19 protein-coding genes, 3 tRNA genes and 1 pseudogene are annotated in these 20,516 nt (G+C 70.4%); 10 read left to right on the forward strand and 13 right to left on the reverse strand.

Features of this window, described 5'->3' with window-relative positions:
- Nucleotides 1-23: 23 nt before the first annotated feature.
- Nucleotides 24-272: pseudogene (locus tag ACQP2O_RS02640) on the forward strand (site-specific integrase); the annotation flags it as partial.
- 115 nt (nt 273-387) lie between these two features.
- Here ACQP2O_RS02640 and ACQP2O_RS02645 read toward each other — a convergent pair.
- The 4 genes from ACQP2O_RS02645 to ACQP2O_RS02660 all read right to left on the reverse strand — a co-directional run bounded on the left by ACQP2O_RS02645 (nt 388) and on the right by ACQP2O_RS02660 (nt 2,327).
- A tRNA-Phe gene (locus ACQP2O_RS02645) sits at nt 388-461 on the reverse strand.
- 24 nt (nt 462-485) lie between these two features.
- Nucleotides 486-560: transfer RNA gene (locus ACQP2O_RS02650), tRNA-Asp, on the reverse strand.
- A 35-nt stretch (nt 561-595) separates the two neighbouring features.
- Nucleotides 596-668, reverse strand: a tRNA-Glu gene (locus tag ACQP2O_RS02655).
- A 96-nt stretch (nt 669-764) separates the two neighbouring features.
- Nucleotides 765-2,327: a metallophosphoesterase family protein gene (locus ACQP2O_RS02660; protein ID WP_433179594.1), complete on the reverse strand. Its 1,563-nt coding sequence runs from the start codon at nt 2,325-2,327 to the stop codon at nt 765-767.
- 29 nt (nt 2,328-2,356) lie between these two features.
- On the opposite strand from ACQP2O_RS02660, the gene ACQP2O_RS02665 reads away from it, so the two are divergent.
- Together ACQP2O_RS02665 and ACQP2O_RS02670 are read left to right on the forward strand one after the other, a co-directional pair.
- Complete coding sequence (locus ACQP2O_RS02665; RefSeq protein ID WP_360898265.1) at nt 2,357-2,698, forward strand: metallopeptidase family protein; 342 nt, start codon at nt 2,357-2,359, stop codon at nt 2,696-2,698.
- A gap of 141 nt (nt 2,699-2,839) precedes the next feature.
- Nucleotides 2,840-4,072, forward strand: a complete 1,233-nt coding sequence (locus tag ACQP2O_RS02670; RefSeq protein WP_433179595.1) for an MFS transporter — start codon at nt 2,840-2,842, stop codon at nt 4,070-4,072.
- On the opposite strand, the gene ACQP2O_RS02675 is transcribed toward ACQP2O_RS02670, so the two are convergent.
- Nucleotides 4,069-4,338, reverse strand: a complete 270-nt coding sequence (locus ACQP2O_RS02675; RefSeq protein ID WP_433179596.1) for a PspC domain-containing protein — start codon at nt 4,336-4,338, stop codon at nt 4,069-4,071. The genes ACQP2O_RS02670 and ACQP2O_RS02675 overlap by 4 nt on opposite strands.
- A gap of 158 nt (nt 4,339-4,496) precedes the next feature.
- Here ACQP2O_RS02675 and ACQP2O_RS02680 point away from each other — a divergent pair, with 158 nt between their 5' ends.
- Together ACQP2O_RS02680 and ACQP2O_RS02685 are read left to right on the forward strand one after the other, a co-directional pair.
- Nucleotides 4,497-5,648, forward strand: a complete 1,152-nt coding sequence (locus tag ACQP2O_RS02680) for an acyl-CoA dehydrogenase family protein (RefSeq protein ID WP_433179597.1) — start codon at nt 4,497-4,499, stop codon at nt 5,646-5,648.
- Nucleotides 5,649-5,806: 158 nt separating this feature from the next.
- On the forward strand, nt 5,807-6,202 hold the full coding sequence (locus tag ACQP2O_RS02685; RefSeq protein ID WP_433179598.1) for a DUF7144 family membrane protein: 396 nt from the start codon (nt 5,807-5,809) through the stop codon (nt 6,200-6,202).
- A 165-nt stretch (nt 6,203-6,367) separates the two neighbouring features.
- Here the strand turns inward: ACQP2O_RS02685 and ACQP2O_RS02690 are convergent, their stop codons facing one another.
- Nucleotides 6,368-6,772 (reverse strand): VOC family protein, encoded by a 405-nt coding sequence (locus ACQP2O_RS02690; protein ID WP_433179599.1) that lies wholly within the window; start codon nt 6,770-6,772, stop codon nt 6,368-6,370.
- Nucleotides 6,773-6,868: 96 nt separating this feature from the next.
- On the opposite strand from ACQP2O_RS02690, the gene ACQP2O_RS02695 reads away from it, so the two are divergent.
- Both ACQP2O_RS02695 and ACQP2O_RS02700 read left to right on the forward strand, forming a co-directional pair.
- Complete coding sequence (locus ACQP2O_RS02695; protein ID WP_433179600.1) at nt 6,869-7,813, forward strand: helix-turn-helix transcriptional regulator; 945 nt, start codon at nt 6,869-6,871, stop codon at nt 7,811-7,813.
- 198 nt (nt 7,814-8,011) lie between these two features.
- The gene (locus tag ACQP2O_RS02700) at nt 8,012-9,631 is read left to right on the forward strand and encodes a serine/threonine-protein kinase (protein ID WP_433179601.1); all 1,620 of its coding nucleotides are present in this window, start codon (nt 8,012-8,014) and stop codon (nt 9,629-9,631) included.
- Between the two features lie 249 nt (nt 9,632-9,880).
- Here ACQP2O_RS02700 and ACQP2O_RS02705 read toward each other — a convergent pair whose 3' ends face one another.
- Both ACQP2O_RS02705 and ACQP2O_RS02710 read right to left on the reverse strand, forming a co-directional pair.
- Complete coding sequence (locus tag ACQP2O_RS02705; RefSeq protein ID WP_433179602.1) at nt 9,881-10,096, reverse strand: LysR family transcriptional regulator; 216 nt, start codon at nt 10,094-10,096, stop codon at nt 9,881-9,883.
- A gap of 177 nt (nt 10,097-10,273) precedes the next feature.
- Nucleotides 10,274-10,873, reverse strand: a complete 600-nt coding sequence (locus ACQP2O_RS02710; RefSeq protein ID WP_433179603.1) for a helix-turn-helix domain-containing protein — start codon at nt 10,871-10,873, stop codon at nt 10,274-10,276.
- A gap of 46 nt (nt 10,874-10,919) precedes the next feature.
- Between ACQP2O_RS02710 and ACQP2O_RS02715 the strand changes: the two genes are divergently transcribed.
- Nucleotides 10,920-11,435 (forward strand): N-acetyltransferase family protein, encoded by a 516-nt coding sequence (locus ACQP2O_RS02715; RefSeq protein WP_433179604.1) that lies wholly within the window; start codon nt 10,920-10,922, stop codon nt 11,433-11,435.
- Here the strand turns inward: ACQP2O_RS02715 and ACQP2O_RS02720 are convergent.
- Entirely contained in the window at nt 11,432-11,866 is a 435-nt protein-coding gene (locus ACQP2O_RS02720; protein ID WP_433179605.1) for a nitroreductase family deazaflavin-dependent oxidoreductase, read from the reverse strand. The two genes, ACQP2O_RS02715 and ACQP2O_RS02720, sit on opposite strands and share 4 nt — an antisense overlap.
- Before the next feature lie 226 nt (nt 11,867-12,092).
- Here ACQP2O_RS02720 and ACQP2O_RS02725 point away from each other — a divergent pair, with 226 nt between their 5' ends.
- A complete protein-coding gene (locus ACQP2O_RS02725) occupies nt 12,093-12,947 on the forward strand; it encodes an ABC transporter permease (RefSeq protein ID WP_433179606.1) in 855 nt (284 codons plus the stop codon).
- 79 nt (nt 12,948-13,026) lie between these two features.
- On the opposite strand, the gene ACQP2O_RS02730 is transcribed toward ACQP2O_RS02725, so the two are convergent.
- From ACQP2O_RS02730 to ACQP2O_RS02745, 4 genes are all read right to left on the reverse strand, one after another.
- On the reverse strand, nt 13,027-14,475 hold the full coding sequence (locus ACQP2O_RS02730; protein ID WP_433179607.1) for a M1 family metallopeptidase: 1,449 nt from the start codon (nt 14,473-14,475) through the stop codon (nt 13,027-13,029).
- A gap of 135 nt (nt 14,476-14,610) precedes the next feature.
- Nucleotides 14,611-16,656 (reverse strand): NAD(+) synthase, encoded by a 2,046-nt coding sequence (locus tag ACQP2O_RS02735; RefSeq protein ID WP_433179608.1) that lies wholly within the window; start codon nt 16,654-16,656, stop codon nt 14,611-14,613.
- Nucleotides 16,653-17,600: an SMP-30/gluconolactonase/LRE family protein gene (locus ACQP2O_RS02740; RefSeq protein ID WP_433179609.1), complete on the reverse strand. Its 948-nt coding sequence runs from the start codon at nt 17,598-17,600 to the stop codon at nt 16,653-16,655. Before ACQP2O_RS02740 ends, ACQP2O_RS02735 begins: the two co-directional genes overlap by 4 nt.
- A gap of 88 nt (nt 17,601-17,688) precedes the next feature.
- Complete coding sequence (locus ACQP2O_RS02745) at nt 17,689-19,176, reverse strand: nitrilase-related carbon-nitrogen hydrolase (RefSeq protein WP_433179610.1); 1,488 nt, start codon at nt 19,174-19,176, stop codon at nt 17,689-17,691.
- Nucleotides 19,177-19,391: 215 nt separating this feature from the next.
- Here ACQP2O_RS02745 and ACQP2O_RS02750 point away from each other — a divergent pair, with 215 nt between their 5' ends.
- Entirely contained in the window at nt 19,392-20,516 is a 1,125-nt protein-coding gene (locus ACQP2O_RS02750; protein ID WP_433179611.1) for a sensor histidine kinase, read from the forward strand.

A 20,516-nucleotide genomic window follows, 5' to 3' on the forward strand; every position in this document is an offset into this window, starting at 1 on the left:
TTCGATGAACGCTCAGCGCGGGGAACGTCCGGCGCGACTTCCGCGTCGTTCTCGACCTCGCTGGCCCGGTGGGCAAGGAGTGGACGCCTTGGGAGCTGCGGCACAGCTTCGTATCGCTGCTCTCCGCCCATGACGCACCGATCGAGAACATCTCCCGGTTGGTGGGCCACACCAACACCGTGGTGACGGAGACCGTCTACTGCAAGCAGATACGACCGGTGATCCAAGACGGAGCGATCGCGATGAACGAGATCTTCCGAACGGACGGCTGACCGGGGGGTGCGGGGGCGGAGCCCCTGCATCGGGGGTTCCAGGGGGTCGTCCCCCTGGGAAAACACAAAGCCCCCGGCGAAGTCGATCGAAGATCGACGAGCACCAGGGGGCGAGTGGGCAGGGGCGGGGTCGAACCGCCGACCTTCCGCTTTTCAGGCGGACGCTCGTACCGACTGAGCTACCTGCCCGCGCGGCGCCGAACGGCGCCTCAGCGGTCCTGACGGGATTTGAACCCGCGGCCTCCACCTTGACAGGGTGGCGAGCACTCCTAGCTGCTCCACAGGACCTTGCTTCTTTCTGTAGTACCCCCGGAAGGATACCGTGCCCCCAACGGGATTCGAACCCGCGCTGCCGCCTTGAAAGGGCGGAGTCCTAGGCCGCTAGACGATGGGGACTCCGACGGACCTGGCCGCCGTTGCCCTTGGCGCCTGCCGTCGGGGACTCCGTCAGCATAGGGGACAACCACCCCAACCACCAAAGTGATTCCCTCCCTACCGCGGACGGCTCGCCTGGGACGGGCGTGGTGAGGGGTTGAACGGGGTCGGGGTGAGTGGCGATGCCGACGGTGATTGTGCAGGTGACGGCATGATCGGGCGGTCCGGTTTGGGCTCCAGGGTGCGTTCGATCTGGGCGGAAGTGAGACCTAGGCCACCCAGGCGGATGTCGTCCCAGCCCTGCAGGCGGTGGGTGGCCCGGTTGAAATACAGGACCGACATCTCGATCGGAGTGGGTTGTTCGTGTTCGAGGCCGCGCAGGCCGGCGCCGCCGGTCGAGCCCTGGACGAAGAGGCGGGTGCCGCTCGGCAGGAGACGGGTGGAGCGCTGGTGGGTGTGGCCGCACAGGATGAGCGGGGTGGTGCCGTCGAACGCCGCTCCCTCGTTCGGGTCGTGGGCGAGGACGATGTCGGGGGTCTTGCCGAGGTACTTCAGCTTCTGTACCGCGGTCCGGCCGTACCCGAGCATCTCCTGGGCGCCCACCAGGTCGCCGCGGGTGGTCTTGTCGGGGGTGAAGCGCGGATCGGGGGTGCCGAAGATCCGCAGGCCGCCGACGTCCGCGATCTGGTCGTCGAGGACGACGGCGTTCTTCTGGCGGCGTACGGCCTTCTCGATCGACACGGAGTCGTGGTTGCCGCGGATGAAGACGTACGGGACCTTGAGCTTGCTGATGGTGTTCGCGAACTTGTCCTCGGTCTTGGTGCCGTGGTCGGTGAGGTCGCCGGTGTCGATGACGACCTGGATGTGGAACTGGCTCACGACCTGGCGGATGACGCCCCAGGCGACCGGGTTGAGGTGGATGTCGGAGACGTGCAGGACGCGGATGGTCGTGGGGTCCGGTTCGTACGTCGGGAGGGTGGACGTGACGTCGTACAGGCGGGACATGTTGCCGACGAGCCGGGCCAGTTGCTCTCGGTAGGCCCCGATGCGGGACACGATCGTCTTGGCGTCGCCGACGACCTGTGGGGCGCTGGCGAGGATGCCGGTGAAGCGCGGCTCGGCGACCGACTCGGGGTTGAACGTCAGGCCGCCGATCAGGCCGACGACGAGCAGGCCGCTGAGGGCGCTGACGGTGGGCCACAACACTCCCCGCCAGCTGCGGAAGATGAGGAAGCCGGCGAGCGCCGCGCACGCGAGGGCGGCCAGGGTCGCCTTGACCGCCATGACGATGAACGCGTGCCGTACGTCGCGGCCGATCGTGTCGGAGAGGCGGTCGAAGGCCGCGGGGTCCTCGATGAGGGTCTTGGCGCGGTCGGGTCGGAGGCGGGTCACCTGGGCCTCGATCCGTACCGGGCCGGCGTGGCTGTCGAGGCGCAGCGTGCCCAGCGGAGGGATGTCGATGACCGTGCCGCCGGACATCGACGGGTGCAGCGCGAAGTCCACGTCGGCGGGGCCGACGTCGGTCTGGGCGTGACCGCCGACCAGGAGGCCGATCCAGCCGCCGATCAGGCCGACGGCGATGACCGCCGTGACGCGGCCGGCGAGACGTACGCGGCGCCGGGCGGTGAACCGACGCAGTTCGTTCCATGCTCGGGTCAACACGTTGGTACCTATGCTCATCCGGGCCCTCATCCACGCACAATGACGACGTGATCGATATAACGCGGGCGGAGTTCGAGGATCTCGTCGCCGAGGCCCTCGACACCATCCCTGAGGCTCTCACCACTCTGATGGACAACGTCGTGGTGATGGTCGAGGACGACGCACCCGAACCGGGACTGCTCGGACTGTACGAAGGCGTGCCGCTGACCGAGCGCGGCGACACGTACGCCGGGTATCTCCCGGACCGCATCACCGTCTATCGGCGGCCACTCCAGGCGATCTCCCGGACCCGCGATGACCTGGTGAAAGAGGTACGAGTGACGGTCGTCCACGAGATCGCCCACCACTTCGGCATCGACGATGAGCGATTGCACGAACTCGGCTGGTGATCCCGATTGTGCACGTTGGGTCACCTTCTTTGAACGCAGCGTGAGATAATCCGCGCAACCGGCCGTCTGCGGGTGGCGGCCGGACGACGTTCCGGCAGGGGAGCGCGCGTGGGAAGACATCGGCGGCCGTTCGATCGCCAGGTGACCTATCGGGAGGTTTTCGGAGTCGGTGAGTTCCGCTCGATCTGGCTCGCCCAGACGCTGTCGTACATCGGCGATCAGCTCGCCCAGATCGCTCTCGCGGTGCTCGTCTACAACAACACACATTCGGCGTTGCGGACCGCGGTCGCGTACGCCCTGACCTATCTTCCGTCGATCATGGGCGGGCCGGTGCTGTCGGTCCTGGCGGACCTGCTCCCGCGTCGCCGCGTGATGATCGTCTGTGACGTCGCGCGGACGGGCATCGTGGCGCTCATGGCGCTGCGCCACATGCCGTTCGCGGCGCTGTGTTTTCTGATCTTCTGGACCGTGCTACTCGGCGCGCCGTTCACCGCCGCACGCGCCGCGCTGCTGTCCGAGGTACTGCCCGGCGACATGTACGTCGTCGGCTCCGCGATCAACAACATCACCCACCAGCTCACCCAGACGCTGGGCTTCCTCGTGGGCGGGGCGGTCATCTTCGCCGTCGGCGCGCACCATGCCCTCGCGCTCGACGCGGCCACGTTCGCGATCTCGGCGGCCATCCTGCTGGCGGGCGTACGGGCGCGGCCCGCGCCGCGCCCGGAGGGCCGCAAACGCCCGTCGCTGTGGAGCATCACGGGCCAGGGCGCACGCCTGGTGTTCGGCGACCGTACGCTCCGGCCCCTGGTGTGCTTCGCGTGGCTGTGCGGGTTCTACGTGCTGCCGGAGGGGCTCGCCGCGCCGTACGCCAAGACGTTCGGCGCGAGCCCTGTGATCGTCGGGCTGCTGATGTCGGCGATGCCGTGCGGCATGGCGGCCGGGGCGTTCGCCTACAGTCGGTTCGTCCGCCCCGACGACCGCCTGCGGCTGATGGGCTGGATGGCGATGCTGTCGTGCGCACCGCTGGTGGGCGCGGGGCTGCGGCCGCCCCTGTGGGCCGTGATCGTCCTGCTGGCGCTGTCCGGCGTCGGCAGCGCGTACCAGATCGCGGCCAACGCCGCGTACGTCGCCGCCGTGCCGCCCGCCGGGCGCGGCCAGGCGTTCGGGCTGGCACAGTCCGGCATCCTGGCCAGCCAGGGCATCGGCATCCTGATCGGAGGCGCGCTGACCCAGGCGCTGGGGCCCGAGCCCGTCGTCGCCCTGGCGGGGATCGCCGGCCTGTCCGCCGCGACGATGCTCGCGCTGTCGTGGACGCGGATCCGGGGAGAGGTGATCGCGTCGAGCCAGGAGCGGGCGATGAGCGCCGCGGCCTAGGCCTTCGTCTGCTTGTTGATCAGGTCCTGGGCGATCGAGGTCTCCTTTCCCTCCTCGGGGATGATCAGGGTGGCGGCGACGTACAGGAGGATGCCCGCGCCGCTGGTCAGGACGGTCACGACGGCCAGGACGATCCGTACGATCGTCGGGTCGACGCCGAAGTACCTGCCGGCGCCGGCGCACACGCCGGTGATCATGCGCCCCTCGCGGGCGCGGCTGAGACGGCGCGGTTCGCTGCCGTCGGTGTGGAAGGTGTTCTCGCTCATGGTTCGATCGTGCCCCCCGTGGGTGCGGATCGCCATGGGGGCTTGCCCTGACGCGTCCCTGAGAGGCCCCTGATCGCCGGACCGTCACATCGACGTACGCTTTGGCTGCGAGGCGCCCCTCCGCCGTCTCGGCGTCAGAGGAGACCCTGGGAGGACCGATGGATCTGCTGCGCGTCGACGATCAGCTCACCGATGAGGAGCGCCTGGTCCGCGACACCGCCCGGCGCTTCGCCGCCGACCGGATCGAGCCGCACGTCGCCGACTGGTTCGAGGAGGGTGTCTTCCCCGTGGCCGAGCTCGCCCCCGAACTCGGCGAGCTGGGGTTCCTGGGCATGCACCTGTCCGGGTACGGCTGCCCCGGGGCCGGCGCGGTCGCGTACGGGGTCGCGTGCCGGGAGCTGGAGGCCGCCGACTCCGGGCTGCGCAGCTTCGTGTCCGTGCAGGGGTCGCTCGCCATGACGGCCGTCCACAAGTACGGCTCGGAGGAGCAGAAGCGGGAGTGGCTGCCCCGCATGGCCGCGGGCCGGGCCATCGGCTGTTTCGGGCTGACCGAGCCCGACCACGGCTCCGACCCGGCGAACATGCGGACGCACGCCAAGCGCGAAGGCTCCGACTGGATCCTGAGCGGCTCCAAGATGTGGATCACCAACGGCTCGATCGCCGACGTCGCGGTCGTCTGGGCGCGTACGGACGACGGCATCCGCGGCTTCCTCGTCCCGCGCGGCACTCGCGGGTTCACGACCCGGGACGTCCACAAGAAGCTGTCGCTGCGCGCGTCCGTGACGTCGGAGCTGACCCTCGACGACGTACGCGTGCCCGGCGACGCGCTGCTGCCCGGCGCTAAGGGCCTCAGAGGGCCGCTCGGGTGCCTGTCGGAGGCGCGGTACGGGATCATCTGGGGCGCGGTCGGAGCGGGCCGTGCGTGCTACGAGACGGCCGTCGAGTACGCCCGCACGCGCGAGCAGTTCGGCCGGCCGATCGGGGCGTTCCAGCTCACCCAGGAGAAGCTCGCCTGGATGGAGGTGGCGCTGGGCCAGGCGGGCCTGGTCGCCGTGCACATCGGGCGGCTGAAGGAGGCCGGGAAGGTCACGCCGCAGCAGGTGTCGTTCGGCAAGCTCGCCAACGTACGGGCTGCGCTCGACGTCGCCCGCCAGGCCCGCTCGGTCCTCGGCGCGAACGGCGTCACGCTGGAGTACCCCGTGATCCGGCACATGACCAACCTCGAGTCCGTCCTGACGTACGAGGGGACCCAGGAGATCCACACGCTCGTGCTCGGCGAAGCGATCACGGGCCTGTCCGCCTACCGCTGACCGGCCGCCAAGATCCGGCAAATTGCCGCATATGACCTGATCACGGTGGTGGTGCGCCGCGTTTGACCTGCGCTCGCGTACGGGAATGTCTGCTCTCGGCGATGGGCCGAGCCGGATCCGATCGACCCGCGAACCGCCGCTCCAAGGGAGGTCGGGCCATGACGACGCCGCGCATGACGCTCACCTCGGGATGGCTGACGTTCGCCGGCATCCTGGTGATCGTGACCGGGTTCTTCAACCTGATCGACGGACTGGTCGCGCTGTTGCGGGCGGACTACTACCTGGTGGCCGACCGCGACCTCCTCATTCTCAACTTCACCACCTGGGGGTGGATCTGGCTGATCCTCGGGGCCATCCAGATCATCGTCGGAGCCGGCATCCTCGCCGGCCGGATGTGGGCGCGCGCGGCCGGCGTGGTGCTGGCCGTCCTCGCGGCGCTCGGCCATCTGGTGTTCCTCCGAGCATTTCCGGTGTGGTCGGTGCTCGTCATCGCGTTCTGCGTCATCGTCGTGTACGCGTTGACCGCCCCACCCCGAGGTTCCAGGGCCGCCTGACCGCGTCCACCACGGCTTCCGTGTCGGTGTTCCGCCGGGGGCGACGCGGCAGGCTTCGGCGACGGCCTTCGGGCGGTTCGCCGAGGAGCGGCGTGCGCACGGCTTTGCGGCCAAGCCGTCGCACCCGCTTCGAGCGGCTCGTGCCCGTTCGCTCGAGACGGTCGTTCATCGGCCCGCGATCTGCAGGTAGTGCCGGTTGTACATGACGCCGAGGACGTTGCCGAACGGGTCGACCACGGAGGCGGTGACGAATCCGGGACCGCGCTCGACCGGCTTCTCGTACGCCGTGGCGCCCAGGGACAGCAGCCGCGCGAAGGCGGCCTCGACGTCGTCCACATGCCAGTAGGTGACCGCGCCACCGACCTCATCCGGGCGGGGGCGGGGGGCGAAGCGGCGGTCGATGATGCCGAGTTCGTGCTCGTAGTCGCCGACGCGGAACTCGGCGTAGGCGAGCGTGCCCTCGACCGGGCGCGTGAAGTACGGCTCGACGCCGAGCAGTTCGGTGTACCAGCGGGCGGCGGCGGTGACGTCGTCGGCGTAGAAGCTGACGGTGGTGAGGCCTCGCAGCATCGGACGGCTCCCTCTCATTCGGCTCCTTGGGGGACATCGCCCATCCTCCGCGCCAAAGTGCTCATCTATTGAGCACTTTGATGGAGAATCCTGGTCATGCGCGCCGACCGTCTCGTGGCCGTTCTGCTGCTGATGCAGACCCGCGGCCGGGTGACCGCGGCCGACCTGGCCGCCGAACTCGAGGTGTCGGTCGCCACCGCCCGCCGGGACCTGGAGGCGCTCGCGGCGGCGGGCGTTCCCGTCTACCCACAGCCCGGTCGCGGCGGCGGCTGGTCCCTGGTCGGTGGTGCCCGCACCGACCTCAGCGGTCTGACGGCGGCCGAGGCACAGGCGCTGTTCCTGCTCGTCGGCCCCACCGCGGCCGTCTCGCCCGCGGCGAGAGCGGCGCTGCGCAAGCTGATGGGAGCCCTGCCCCGGACCTTCCGGGCCGACGCCCAGGCCGCCACCGACGCGACGATGGTCGACCCCGTCCGGTGGGGCGAACGCGACCGTCCCCGGCCCGCGACGGTCGACCTGCTGCAGACCGCCGTGATCCGCCGCCGCAAGGTCCGCCTCACCTACGCCGGCCGCACCGGGGAACCGACGGTACGGCTGGTCGACCCGTGGGGCCTGATCGACAAGGACGACGTCTGGTACCTGCTCGCGGGGACCGACCGAGGACGGCGGACGTTCCGCGTCGACCGGATCGTCGAGGCCGAACCGACCGGCCAGGCCGCCGAACGCCCCGACGACTTCGCCCTCACCGCCGCCTGGCAGGAGGTCGTCGACGAGATCGAACGGCGGCGGTCCCGCACCTGGGCGACGGTGCTCATCGAGGAGCGGTTCGTGCCGATCCTGCGCGACCGGTTCGGACGGCACTGCCACCTCGACGGCGAACCCGACCACGGGCGGGTACGGGTCCGCCTCGCCGCTCCGACGCCTCTGGACATCGCCCGCCACCTCGCCGGCTGGGGCGCGCTGATCGAAGTCGTCGAACCCCGCTCCGTCCGGCAGGAACTCGCCCGCATCGGCGCCGAGCTCGTCGGCCGCTACGCCGACTGACCCGGGCTCGCCCGGGTGAACCGACCGCGGGTCCGCCCTCAGTACGCCGCCCAGAGATCATTTTGTTATCGGACGCGCCCGAACGGCCCGCACCGAGTCAGCGTCAGACCCGCCATCGGGAGACGATCTTGGGCGCCTGAAGTGCTCACCGGATTTCTCGATCGAGCAGGATGTTTCGGCGTTGTGGAGGATCGCGCGGTGACCAGTCGAGTTCTGTTGCCCGGCGACCCACGGCGTCTCGGCCCGTACGAGCTGACGGGACGTCTGGGGTCGGGCGGCCAGGGCGTCGTCTACCTGGCACGACGGGCCGACGATTCCGGTGAGTCCCCGCAGCGCCTCGCGGTGAAGATGCTCCGGCAGGACCTGGCGATCGACGACGCGGCGCGCGCCCGATTCGTACGGGAGGTCGCGGCGGCGAAGAAGGTCGCTCGTTTCTGCACGGCGCAGGTGATGGACGCCGACGTGACCGGCGACACCCCGTACATCGTCAGCGAGTACGTCGACGGTCCGTCCCTGCAGCGGCTGATATCGGAGAAGGGCCCGCGGGACGGCGCCGATCTGGAGCGGCTGGCGATCGCGACCGCGACCGCGCTCGTCGCCATCCACGACGCCGGGATCGTGCACCGCGATTTCAAACCGCACAACGTCCTGATCGGCCCGGACGGGGCGCGGGTGATCGATTTCGGCATCGCGCGCGCGTTGAACGCCGGCTCCGCGGTGTCCAGCCGGGTCTTCGGCACCCCGCCGTACATGGCGCCCGAGCAGCTCACCGACGGTCTCATCACGGCCGCCGCCGACGTCTTCGCCTGGGCCTCGACCATCACCTACGCGGCCTGCGGGCACCCGCCGTTCGGCAATGACACCCTCGAGGCCGTCACCTCCCGCATCCTGACCCATGAGCCCTTCCTCGGCGACCTGGAGAGGCCGCTGCGCGATCTCGTCGTCGCCTGCCTGGCCAAGAACCCAGACGACCGCCCCTCGGCCCAGCAGGTGCTGCTGCGTCTTCTCCGGCGCAGCGAGCCGGTCGCCATGCCCGCCGGCGATGTCCTCGAGCCGGCCACCTCGGTCATGCTGGTCGAAGGCACCGCGCTCGCCGACCCCACGAGGACCACTCCGGACCTGGTGGGCGGTGCGCACCGGAGCGCGGCGGACGTACCGTCCGGGACTGTCATGGCACCGGCGCCCGGTGGTCCCGGCCCTGACACCTCGCCGCTGTCCCGACAGACGCCGCCCCAGGGGCCCGCGTCCGGCGAGACGCCCGGCGCGGCGAGGCCGGGCCGTCGGAGGCGGCGCGTGGTCATCGTGTGTTCCGTGGCGGTCGCCGCCGTGGCCGTCGCGGCGACGATGGCGGTTCGCGGCATCGCCCATCGAGGACCTGACGCCACCCAGGCCAAGGCGGTCAACGAGCTTCTGGGCTCGCACCTGGCGGCGGGGAACCCACTGACCGGGAACTCCACGACCTGTGCCGACGTCGCCGCCACGATCCCGGCGTTCGAGCAGCTCGTCGGGGACCGCGGGCGGGAACTGGCCCAGGCGAGGACCCTGCGGGTCGACCGGTTGCCGCAGGGCGCCGACCTGCGGCAGGCCATCGTCGACGCCTACCAGTCCTCGCTCGACTCCGACCAGGCCCACCTCGCGTACGCCCAGCACGTGGCGGCGCGGAGATGCGGCACGCAGAACGCGCCGCAGACCGATGACCAGCGGCGGGCGCTCGTCGCCGACAACCAGGCCGGCCCCGCCAAACGGCGGGTCGTCGCGCTGTGGACCCCGATCGCGAAGAAGGCGCACCTGACGATCTACCGGTGGAACGACGTCTAGGCCTAGGGCCTGTCTCGAAGTCCGCTGTCCTACTGCGCGGCGTCCAGGCGGCGCCTCGCCGCGTTGTCGTCGGTCGCCAGCCAAAACCAGGCTGACTCCCTCCTCCGCCTTGCGAGGCACCACCTGGACACCGCTCGCTACGGACGGGGACTTCGAGACAGGCCCTAGCCGACGGCCGGCTCTTGGTGCAGGAGTTCGCCGGTGGGGAGCAGCCGGGCTGCGCGGCGGAAGGCCGCGAGGGCGGGCCGGTCATCGTCGTCCCGGGGGGGCGACGGCCATATGGGTCGGAGACATGTCCAGCGGCACGAAACACACGCCGGACGAGCGGGACACGGTGGGGTCACGCTCCAAGTCCTGGATGCGCCGACCGAACGGCTGGGCGCTGATGTAGTGCCGCTGGGCGGCGCGGCCGAAGTGCAACTCCTCCGCAAGCGTGATCGCGTAACGAAGTGACCGGATGTCCATGCGATTCCCTCGTGACTGCCACGGAACACAACTCCCGCATGCAAAGGAATACGACTCCCCACGCCCCCCGGAAGTTTTCGGCTGATTGTCGCCATCGTTCCCGGGCAATGCGGTACCGCTGGCCGCGGTTACTTCTCTCTGCACCGTCGTCTGCACTCGGGCTGGGCCAGGTGGCGGCTACCTCCGGTCGGGCATGGTGGATTCTCGGGTGCGGGCCGTGCGGGGACGCATGATGAGTGCGGCGACGTAGTACGTGCACGGTGTGGAGCCCGCGTTGGCGTAGGCGTGCGTGACGTCCGCGGCGAAGTAGGCCGAGTCGCCCTCGTCCAGGTCGATGGCCGTGTCGGCGATGGTCAGCCGGAGGGCGCCGGACTCGACGACGATGTACTCGTGGGAGCCCGGGGCGTACGCCGGGAAGCGGCCGGCGTCGCAGTCCGGCGGCAGCGTCGTACGGATCCATTCGAAGTTCACGCCCGGCACGACCGGTGACAGGATCGTCCGCCGCCACCCGCCGCGTTCGTCGATGGTGTCCTGGTCGGCGGCGCGGCGCACGATGACCCGGTTGTCCTCGGGCTGAGCGACGAGATCGGCGAGAGGCACACTGAGGCCGTCCGCGATGCGGGCGAGGACCACGATCGTGGGCGCCTTCTGCCCGCGCTCGACCGAGGACAGCATGCTCACGCTCACGTCCGCCGCCTCGGCCAACTGCTGAAGGGTCAGGCTCCGGTCGTGCCGCAACGCCTGGATGTGCCTGCCCAGCACCACGAGATCCAGCATTCCTCTATAATGTCATTAGATTTCGCTATAGAGAAACGAGCGCGTCGTGACAGCTCCCCAGGCGATCATTCGCCCCGCGGTCCAGGCAGACCTGAAGGCCGTAGCCGAGGTCTTCGCGCACTATGTCGCCAACACTGTGATCACCTTCGAGCAGATCCCGCCGACGGTCGCCGACTGGCGGCAGCGGCTCGACGACCTCACCGCCCGGGGCCTGCCCTTCCTGGTCGCCGAATCGTCCGGCGATGTGGCGGGGTACGCCTACGCCACGCCATGGCGTCCCAAGCCGGCCTACCGCCACACGGTGGAGAACTCGATCTATCTCGCCCCGGACCTGACCGGCAGAGGCCTTGGGAGCGCACTGCTCGGGGACCTGGTGGACCGGTGCGCCCAGGCGGACATGCGCCAGATGATCGCGGTCATCGCGGACAGCGGAAGCCGGGCCTCGGTCGCGCTGCACGAGCGGTTCGGTTTCACCCACGCCGGCCGGCTGACCGGCGTCGGTCACAAGCACGGCCGCTGGATCGACACGGTGCTCATGCAGCGGGCCCTGACCGCAGGCTAATCGGAGGTCAGACGGAACACCGGATGGCGCGATGCCTCGGCGGCGAACTCCTCGTCGGTCGAGTCGAGCGTGACGTCGAAGTACGCGCGGGTGATGGGGACCTCCCGCAGGTACTGCCGAAGGACGGGAACACTGTCCTCGGGGGCCACCTCGACGACGCGCAACGTCTCCCGATACCGCCCTCGGGCGAGCTGAACCTCTCCCGCGACACGAGCGTTACGCACCCAGTTGCTGACGCCGTAGGCGGCCACCAGCCATCGCTGGTCACCGTTCCGCATGACGTCGACCGGGGTTGAGCGCGGTTCGCCGGTCTTCCGGCCCCGCACGGTCAGTATGTGCCGGTAGCTCTTGCCCCGTCCGAGGCGGGTCATCACCCCGAAAACGCCATTGATGAACTTCGTGCCCGCTCCGACACGATAGGTCTTGGCCACTGTCCGCTCCTTCGCCGTCCTCCCGACCCTGAAGGACCGGAATCTTCATGTGAGTTTCTGGGAGTTTCCGACTGGCCCGCGCCGCGGCCTGCCGGTTTCCGGCGGACGGGGCCCCTTATTCACATGGCGCTCCCAGACTCGTACAGATCTGTCCCAGAGGAGCGGATCACTGTGACGTGGTGCGCGACGACGGCGCGCACCACGTACACGAATCGGCTCTGGAGTCATGATGATCGAAGTCCGCGGACTCACCAAACGCCACGGCGAGGTCCGGCCGCAGGGGGACCGACGGCCCCGCCGAGGCGCGATGTTCCTGCACTGCCTGAAGGCCGAGTGGATCAAGATCCGTACCATGCGGTCGACGGTCTACATCGTCCTCGGCACCTTGGCGATCGGTGTGGGTCTCGCCGCGCTGAACGGCACGTCCGCCGGGCGCGAATACGCGACCATGACGGCCGCCGACCGGGCCGCTTTCGACCCACTGGCCACCAGTCTGCGCGGATATCTGCTGGCGCAGATCACGCTCGGCCTGCTGGGCGGTCTGGCGATCACCTCCGAGTACGGTGCCCGCACGATCGTCAGCACGCTGGCGGCCGTGCCGCGCCGGGCCCGGGTCCTGGCCGCCAAAGCCGCGGTCCTGATGGCGGTCACACTGCCGGTCGGGCTGCTGGTGTCCCTCAGCGGCTTCCTCGTCGGGCAGGCGGCGCTGGCGGGCGCGGGCGCCCCGCACCTCTATCTGTCCGACCCTTCGGCGCTGCGCGGCATTCTGGGCGGCGGGCTCTATCTGATGCTCGCCGGCCTGTTCGGGCTCGCGATCGGCACGGTGCTCCGTAGTACGACGGCGACGGTGACGACGCTGTTCGGCACGATGCTGATCGTGCAGGCGTTCGCGCCGGCCCTGCCCGGGGCGCTCGGCGACTGGGTGACGAAATACTGGCCGCCCATCGCGGGCGGCCAGATCATCACCGGCCACCATGACCCGGCGCTGCTGGCCCCCTGGGCCGGGCTCGCCGTCATGGCCAGTTGTGTCGCGAAACTGCTGATGACGGCGTTCGTCGCCTTCCGCAAGCGGGACGCCTAGCGACGACGCCCGCCGACCACCTGATCGCCCTACGCCGGTCCTCGCCGGTGCGACCTGAATCTGGACAGCGCCGGCGCGGCTACGGCTTCAGCGTGCCGGGCCAGAGGTACTGGTCCGCGGGCACCGTCGCGCCGCGGAACCATGCCTGGAAGAAGCCGGTGAGGTCCTGTCCGGTGACCTTCTCCGCGAACGCCTCGAACTGCGGCCAGTCGACGTAGTCACCGCGGTGCTCCTGCGGCCACTGCTTGATCAGCCGGTAGAACGCCTTGTCGCCGACCTGCCGCCGGAGTGCGTGCAGGGCGAGCGGGCCCTTGCCGTACTCGTTGATCCCCGGTGCCTCGCCCGGGCGGTAGAGCTCCTTCCAGAAGTCGGCGTCGCCCTTCTTGGCGTTGACCTGCTCGCGGTAGCGGGCGTCGAGGTCGGCGCCGTCCTTGGCCTCGTCCCATAGCCACGTGGCGTAGGCGGCGAAGCACTCGGCCAGGCAATCGTCCTCGGGCCGGCGGGCGGCGGCCGAGACCCCGTACCACTGGTGAGTCTGCTCATGGACGACGGCGTCGAGGGTCATGAACTGCTTGTTGCCGGCGCCGAGGTACACGGGTCGGGTCTGCGGCGCGGTCGCCGGCGCGTCGTCGTCCACCTGGACGAATACGTTGCCGGCCGCCCGGAACGGGTACCGGCCGAACTCGCCGGAAAGGAACTCGAGGATCTCCGGCAACCGGTCCGCCAGCGGTTCGGTCGACTCCTGCAGCCCTGGTGCGTACGCGTTGACCACCGGGGTGCCGTCGGCGAGCGCCGACCGTTCGATCGTGAAGCGGTCGATGGACACGGCGATGTCGGCGGGGTCGACGTCCGGCTCCGTCCAGTCGAACGTGGCCGTGGTGGAGTCGCGCCGCACCGGGCGCTCCCGGCCGATGGAGACGACGCTCCAGCCGTCCGGCACGGTCGCGGCCAGGTGGAAGGCCGCCTTGTCGTGGGCGTCCTCGTGGACGGGGAACCACGCGCTGGAGCTTCCCTCGAATGCCGTGGCACCGCCCGACGCGGTGGGAAACCACCCGGCTCCCGGTGTCCCGTCGTACTCGACCCGGACCCGGAACCCGGCGCCGCGGCCGATCGGCGTCGCCGGCACGATGACGAGGTCCTTCTCGCCGGTCCGGGAGAAGGACTTCACCGCTTGTGAATCGACCGTGACCGAACGGACCGTCGGCCCGCTGAGGTCGAGCGTGAAGCTGTCCAGCGCTTCGGTCGCCGTGGCGCTGACCACTGTGGTGCCGCGAAACGTCCGGGTGTCCGGCTGGTAGTTCATCGTGATGTCGTAGCCGGTGACGTCGAAGCTCCCGCCTCCCGCCTCAGCCGCGTAAGCCGCCATGCCGGTACGCGGCGAACCGTCGGCGCCGAAGCTCGTGTCGGCGCCCACCACCATGCCGGCGAGCACGGTCGCGGCCACCAGTGCCCGACCGCGGCGCGAGCCCCGCCGATACGGATCGGTGCCCGGACGATCGCGGAATCCGCTGCCTCGAATGAGATCCATGGACGACAGGGTCGGCCGACGATGTCCGACCCGCGTCCCCGCCGCGTCGCAGTCCCGTCCCAGTGCCTTCCATGTTCTTGATCTTCTTGCACCGCCGGTTGGACGTACCCGTCAGCCGACCGGTCGTCAACCGACCTACCGGTCGGCGTCGGGAACGTCCCAGCGGGCGAGATCGCGCAGCCAGGTCCGCGCCGTACTGTCGGACGGCGCGCGCCAGTCGCCGCGGGGCGAGAGGGAGCCGCCGGCCGAGACCTTCGGCCCGTTCGGCATGGCCGACCGCTTGAACTGTGCGAACCCGAAGAAGCGGCGGCAGAAGACCTCCAGCCAGCGCCGGATCTCCGGCAGGTCGTAGGCCGCCCGCTTGGACTCGGGAAAGTTGGGCGGCCAGGCGCCCGCGGCCCGGTCGTGCCAGGCGTGCCAGGCCAGGAAGGCGATCTTCGACGGCCGGAAGCCGTAGCGCAGCACGTGGAAGAGCGTGAAGTCGTGCAGCGCGTACGGGCCGATCTTGGACTCGGTGGACTGCAGTTCCTCGCCAGGAACGAGCTCCGGGCTGATCTCCGTGTCGAGGATCGCGGCCAGCGTCTCGCCGGTCTCCTCGTCGAACTGCCCGCTGCCGACGACCCAGCGGATCAGGTGCTGGATGAGCGTCTTCGGCACGCCGGAGTTGACGTTGTAGTGGCTCATCTGGTCGCCGACGCCGTAGGTGCACCAGCCGAGCGCCAGCTCGGACAGGTCACCGGTGCCGAGCACGATGCCCCCGCGCTGGTTGGCCAGCCGGAACAGGTAGTCGGTGCGCAGCCCGGCCTGGACGTTCTCGAAGGTGATGTCGTACACCGGCTCGCCGGAGGAGAACGGGTGGCCGAGCTCCTCGAGCATCAGCCGTGCGGTCGGTGCGATGTCGAGCTCGGCCGCGGTGACGCCGAGCGCGCGCATGAGCTTGTGGGCGTTGTCCTTGGTGTGCTCGCTGGTCGCGAAGCCGGGCAGGGTGAAGCCCAGGATGTCGCTGCGCGGACGGCCGGCACGGTCCATCGCTCGGGCGGCGACGATCAGCGCGTGCGTGGAGTCGAGTCCGCCGGACACCCCGATGACGACCTTCGGGTCGCCGATCGCCGACAGCCGCTGCTGCAGACCCGCGACCTGGATGTTGTACGCCTCGTAGCAGTCCTGGGCGAGGCGGTCGGGGTCGGCCGGCACGAACGGGAACCGCTCGACCCGGCGCTTCAGCCCGAGGTCCGTCGTCGGCGGGTCGAGCCGGAACTCCACCTGCCGGAAGTCGCTGGTACGCGCGGCGTGGACGCGGCGGTTGTCGTCGAAGGTGCCCATCCGGTGGCGCTCCTGCCGCAGCAGGTCCAGGTCCACGTCGGCCACCGCGTACTGGTCGCCGAGCGGGAACCGGTCGGTCTCGGCCAGCAGGACCCCGTTCTCGTAGATCATGGTCTGGCCGTCCCAGGACAGGTCGGTGGTCGACTCGCCCAGCCCGGCCGCCGCGTAGACGTAGGCGGCGAGGCAGCGCGCGGACGCCGAGCGGCACAGCAGGCGCCGGTCCTCGGCCCGGCCGACCGTGATCGGGCTGCCCGAGAGGTTGGCGAGGACGGTCGCGCCGGCCAGCGCCGCCTCGGCGCTCGGCGGCACCGGCACCCACATGTCCTCGCAGATCTCCACGTGCAGCACGAGGCCGGGGACGTCCTCCGCCGCGAAGAGCAGGTCGACGCCGAACGGCACGGTCGTGCTGCCGAGCCGGATCGTGCCGCCGCGCTCGTCGTCGCCCGCGGCGATCTGCCGCCGCTCGTAGAGCTCCCGGTAGTTCGGGATGAAGGACTTGGGCGTGACGCCGAGGATCCGGCCGCGGTGCACGATCACCGCGCAGTTGTAGATCCGGTGGCGATGGCGCAGCGGGGCGCCGACGACGAGCACCGTCATCAGCTCCGCCGACCCGGCCACCACGGTCTCGAGCGCCTCCTCGACCTCGTCGAGCACCGCGTCCTGCAAGAGGAGGTCCTCGATCGAATAGCCGGTCAGGCAGAGCTCCGGGAAGACCGCGACGGCGACCCCCTCCTGCGCGCATCGGCGCGCCTGCCGCAGCACCGCCTCCGCGTTGGCGGACGGGTCGGCGATGGCGGCATGGCCGGTGCACGCGGCGATCCGCGCGAAGCCGTGTTGATAGATCGACCAGAAGTTCATCGGGACTCCGAATCCAGCCAGGGCCTGCGTCCCGGTCCGGTCGGGTGTGTTCCCGTGACACCCAGGACCATCGAGTAGAGGCTGGTCTGCGCGGCGATGAAGAGACGGTTGCGCTTGGCTCCGCCCCAGGTGATGTTGGCAACCGTCTCGGGGATGACGAGCCGTCCGATCAGCGTGCCGTCGGGATCGTAGCAGTGCACTCCGTCGTCCATCGCGGCCACCCAGAGCCGGCCGGCGTCGTCGAAACGGATGTTGTCGAAGCGGGCCGACGTACGGTCGGCGGCTTCGGCGAAGATCTCGCCGTCCGACAGCGTGCCGTCATCGCGTACGTCGAAGACCCGGATGAAGCCCGCCCGGGTGTCGGAGACGAAGAGTCGCCGCTCGTCGGGCGAGAAGACGAGGCCGTTCGGGGCGCCGAAGCAGTCGGCGACCAGCCGGACTTCGCCGGTGGCGGGATCGATGCGGTAGACGTTGTTCGAGCCGATCTCGCTCTGCGCGCGATAGCCCTCGTAGTCGCTCCTGATACCGAAGTCCGGGTCGGAGAACCAGATCGAGCCGTCGGACTTGACCGTCGCGTCGTTCGGGCTGTTCAGGCGCTTGCCCTGCCAGCGGTCGGCCAGCACCGTGACCGTGCCGTCGTGTTCGGTTCGCGTCACCCGGCGGTTCCCCTGCTCACAGGTGATCAGTCGGCCCTGGCGGTCGAGAGTGTTGCCGTTGGTGTGCCCAGCGGAGCGGCGGAAGACGCTGACGGCACCGGTCTCCTCGTCCCAGCGCAGCATCCGGTCGTTGGGGATGTCGCTCCAGATCAACTGTCGCCAGGCGGGCAGGTAGATCGGCCCCTCGGCCCAGCGGCAACCGGTGTACAGGACCTCCAGGTCATCATCACCGCTCATCCGGAACCGGTCGTCGAGCATCTCGTACAGCGCTGGGCGCAAGCTGGGCATGCGGATCCTCCCCATCCAGGTATAGGGCGAATCTAACGGGGCCTCGCCCTGCCGCGACGCCCCGGTCACGGTGCCGCGACGCTGAGGCCTAACGCGTCATCGACGGGTCCGGCACGGTGGCGTGTGCGGGCGGCGAAGGGCGGGTGCCCGTCGCGCGCCGAGCGCGGGCGAGGGACGCGAGTCCGGACAGGAGCAGGAGGGCGCAGGCCCAGGCGAACCAGTCGCCGAACCTCGTGTACACCGTGTCGGCCGAGCGGGTGGGCAGCGCGGTGACGACGGAGACGAACGGCGCGTCCGCGCTGTGCGCCTCGGCCCGGATCCGGCCGTGTGCGTCGCTCACGACCAGATCGCCGTTCCGGGCCGCGCGTGCCACGGTCAGCCCGTTCTCGACTCCCCGGGTCACCGCCATCCGGCCGTGCAGCCAGCGGTCCCGGTCGAAGTCCCAGGCGGGTACGAAGAGCGTGGTCGCGCCGCTCTTGCGGTAGTCGCGAACCAGGCCGGGCAGGTCCAGATCGAAGCAGATGGCGATCCCCCAGCGGGAGCCCGAACCCGGCACGAACGCCTTCCGGGTCCCGGGCTGGAAGTCGCTCTCCAGGCCGGGGATGAGGTGGTGCTTGAAGTACTCGACCGGCCGGCCGCCGTCCGCGGGGACGTCGATGGCCGTGTTACGGAGGACACCGGCCCGCTTGAGGATCAGCCCGGCGATGATGTCGACGTGCCGCTCGGCCGCGAGCCGTGCGAGCGGTGTCGTCAGAGCGGGCAGCGTCGCGTCGTCGGCGATGAACGCCTTCTCCGGCATGACCACGACCCGCGCGCCGCGTGCGGCGGCGTCCGGGATGCGCGCCAGGTACTGCCCGAGAAGGGCGTGTCCCCCCGGTGAGGCGACGGGGACCCAGCCGTCCCGGTCGGTCGCGAGCAGCGCCACCTTCTCGGCGCCTTCGCCGTCCGGCGTGCGCAGCCGCCAGGCGCCGTACCCGACCGTCAGGGCCAGGATGACGGCAGCCGTGACCACCACCCGGAACCGCCCGGCCGCCCGCGGCGTGAGGAGCGCGGCGGCGGCCGCGGGCGCTCCGAGGAGCAGGAAGGTGATTCCCCACGGCCCGGTGAGCGAGGCGCTCTGCAGGATGGGCAGGACGTCGGCCTGGGTGTAGGCCAGACTCCACCATGCCCCGTTCGGCGACACCACCGAGACCGCGTACTCGATGGCGACCCAGGCCGCCGGCACGACCGCGACGGCCGTCAGCGGACGCCCCCGCAGCATCAGCGCCCGCCACAGGAGGACGACCAGCCCGAACAGCAGCGCCGATCCGACGATCGTCGCGACGGCCATCGCCGGCGGGACCTGCACGGTGTGCAGGAAGTAGCCCCACATCGTCGTCTCGCCGCCGAGCCACGCGGCCGACGCCGCGAGGAACGCGGGGCGAGCGCCGACGCGGGAGGCGAGGACGAGCACCGGCAGCGGTGCGAGCCAGGTGAGCCAGGGCACCGGCGTGAGCCCGGTGCCGAAAAGGAACAGCGTCGTCGACAGCGCGGTTGCGGCGAGCACCACGGCGAGACGTCGAATCGGTGAGTTCATCGTGCGGCCTCCTTCTTCAGCCGCCCCGACGGTCCCGGATCGGGCCTGGACGCACATCGCCGACGCGAGCGATCCGCCTGCCGTTCGCACGGACAGACCGCCTGCGGGGCCGTCTCGTTCGCAGGAGTGAGACGGCCATCGGCCGGGCGAGGGAGGTGACGGCGGGTGCCGCGCGCCTAGTCTTTCCGGGTCCCTCTCACACCCCGGAGCCGGTCATGCGGGCGAACATCCTCAATCCGTCACGGGCCGACGTCGCGATCGCCGTCGTGGTCACCGTGATGACGGTGACGCCTGCGATCGTCCCGCACCGGCAGCCGTGGTGGTTCACGGCGCTCGCCGCCCTGATGTCCGTGCCCGTGCTGTGGCGCCGCCGCGCCCTTTTCACCGTCGGGGCGGTCGTGGGCTCCGCGACGACGATCCTGGCGATCGCCGCGAAGTCGCTGCCGCACTCCCCGATGCTGCTGCTGCCGTACGGCGTGCTCGTGTGGACCTGCACGTTCGCGGTGCGGGATCTCTCACCGGTACGGCGCGCCGTGGGACTCGTCGGCCTGGCCGTCGGTGTGGCCGTGTCGCTCATCGTGCCGCACGAGGATCTGGAGACCTACCGCTACCTCGTCACCGCGATCGTCGCCGCGTACGCCGTCGGCGTCGGGGTGCGGGCCCGGCGGGCCGCCCGGAACGCCGAACGGGAGCGCGAACGTCGCGTCCGCGAGGAACGCGTCGCCGCGGTCGAACGCGAACGCACCCGGATCGCCCGCGACATGCACGACATCGTGACCCACTCGGTCGGCCTCATGGTGATCCAGGCGGAGACCGGCCCGCTGGTCGTACGCGATCATCCGGAGAAGGCCGAGGCGGTCTTCGAGGGGATCGCGGAGACCGGACGGGACGCGGTCGGCCAGCTCCGCCTGATCCTCGGCGCGCTGCGCGGAAGCGACACGCACCACGACGCCGGTGGTCCCGGGCCGCAGCCGGGGCTCGACGCGCTGCCCACCCTGCTGAACAACGCCCGCCGGGCGGGCCTGGACGCCTCCACCGACGTGCGCGGTGAGCCACGGCGCCTTCCCGCCGACGTGGACATCGCCGCGTACCGGATCATCCAGGAGGCGCTGACCAACACGATCCGGCACGCGGGAGCGAGGACCGTCCGCGTACGGCTCCGCTGGTCCGGTGAGACCCTGGAGATCGAGGTCGCCGACGACGGCCGGGGCGCGCGGGAGCTACGGGAAGGACACGGCATGATCGGGATGCGTGAGCGGGTCACGGCCTGCGGCGGCCGGCTGGCCGTCCGGCCAGGGCACCCGGGGTTCGTCCTCACCGCGACCCTGCCGATCGGATGA

The sequence above is a fragment of the Actinoallomurus sp. CA-150999 genome (assembly GCF_050942425.1).
GTDB lineage: Bacteria > Actinomycetota > Actinomycetes > Streptosporangiales > Streptosporangiaceae > Actinoallomurus.

What these genes read in the sequence shown, in the direction of transcription:
- ACQP2O_RS02660 (WP_433179594.1), bottom strand. Translation starts at nt 2,327, where the DNA reads ATGAGCATAGGTACCAACGTGTTGACCCGAGCATGGAACGAACTGCGT.
- ACQP2O_RS02675 (WP_433179596.1), bottom strand. Translation starts at nt 4,338, where the DNA reads ATGAGCGAGAACACCTTCCACACCGACGGCAGCGAACCGCGCCGTCTC.
- ACQP2O_RS02680 (WP_433179597.1), top strand. Translation starts at nt 4,497, where the DNA reads ATGGATCTGCTGCGCGTCGACGATCAGCTCACCGATGAGGAGCGCCTG.
- ACQP2O_RS02685 (WP_433179598.1), top strand. Translation starts at nt 5,807, where the DNA reads ATGACGACGCCGCGCATGACGCTCACCTCGGGATGGCTGACGTTCGCC.
- ACQP2O_RS02690 (WP_433179599.1), bottom strand. Translation starts at nt 6,772, where the DNA reads ATGCTGCGAGGCCTCACCACCGTCAGCTTCTACGCCGACGACGTCACC.
- ACQP2O_RS02695 (WP_433179600.1), top strand. Translation starts at nt 6,869, where the DNA reads ATGCGCGCCGACCGTCTCGTGGCCGTTCTGCTGCTGATGCAGACCCGC.
- ACQP2O_RS02705 (WP_433179602.1), bottom strand. Translation starts at nt 10,096, where the DNA reads ATGGACATCCGGTCACTTCGTTACGCGATCACGCTTGCGGAGGAGTTG.
- ACQP2O_RS02710 (WP_433179603.1), bottom strand. Translation starts at nt 10,873, where the DNA reads ATGCTGGATCTCGTGGTGCTGGGCAGGCACATCCAGGCGTTGCGGCAC.
- ACQP2O_RS02725 (WP_433179606.1), top strand. Translation starts at nt 12,093, where the DNA reads ATGATGATCGAAGTCCGCGGACTCACCAAACGCCACGGCGAGGTCCGG.
- ACQP2O_RS02730 (WP_433179607.1), bottom strand. Translation starts at nt 14,475, where the DNA reads ATGGATCTCATTCGAGGCAGCGGATTCCGCGATCGTCCGGGCACCGAT.
- ACQP2O_RS02735 (WP_433179608.1), bottom strand. Translation starts at nt 16,656, where the DNA reads ATGAACTTCTGGTCGATCTATCAACACGGCTTCGCGCGGATCGCCGCG.
- ACQP2O_RS02740 (WP_433179609.1), bottom strand. Translation starts at nt 17,600, where the DNA reads ATGCCCAGCTTGCGCCCAGCGCTGTACGAGATGCTCGACGACCGGTTC.
- ACQP2O_RS02745 (WP_433179610.1), bottom strand. Translation starts at nt 19,176, where the DNA reads ATGAACTCACCGATTCGACGTCTCGCCGTGGTGCTCGCCGCAACCGCG.
- ACQP2O_RS02750 (WP_433179611.1), top strand. Translation starts at nt 19,392, where the DNA reads ATGCGGGCGAACATCCTCAATCCGTCACGGGCCGACGTCGCGATCGCC.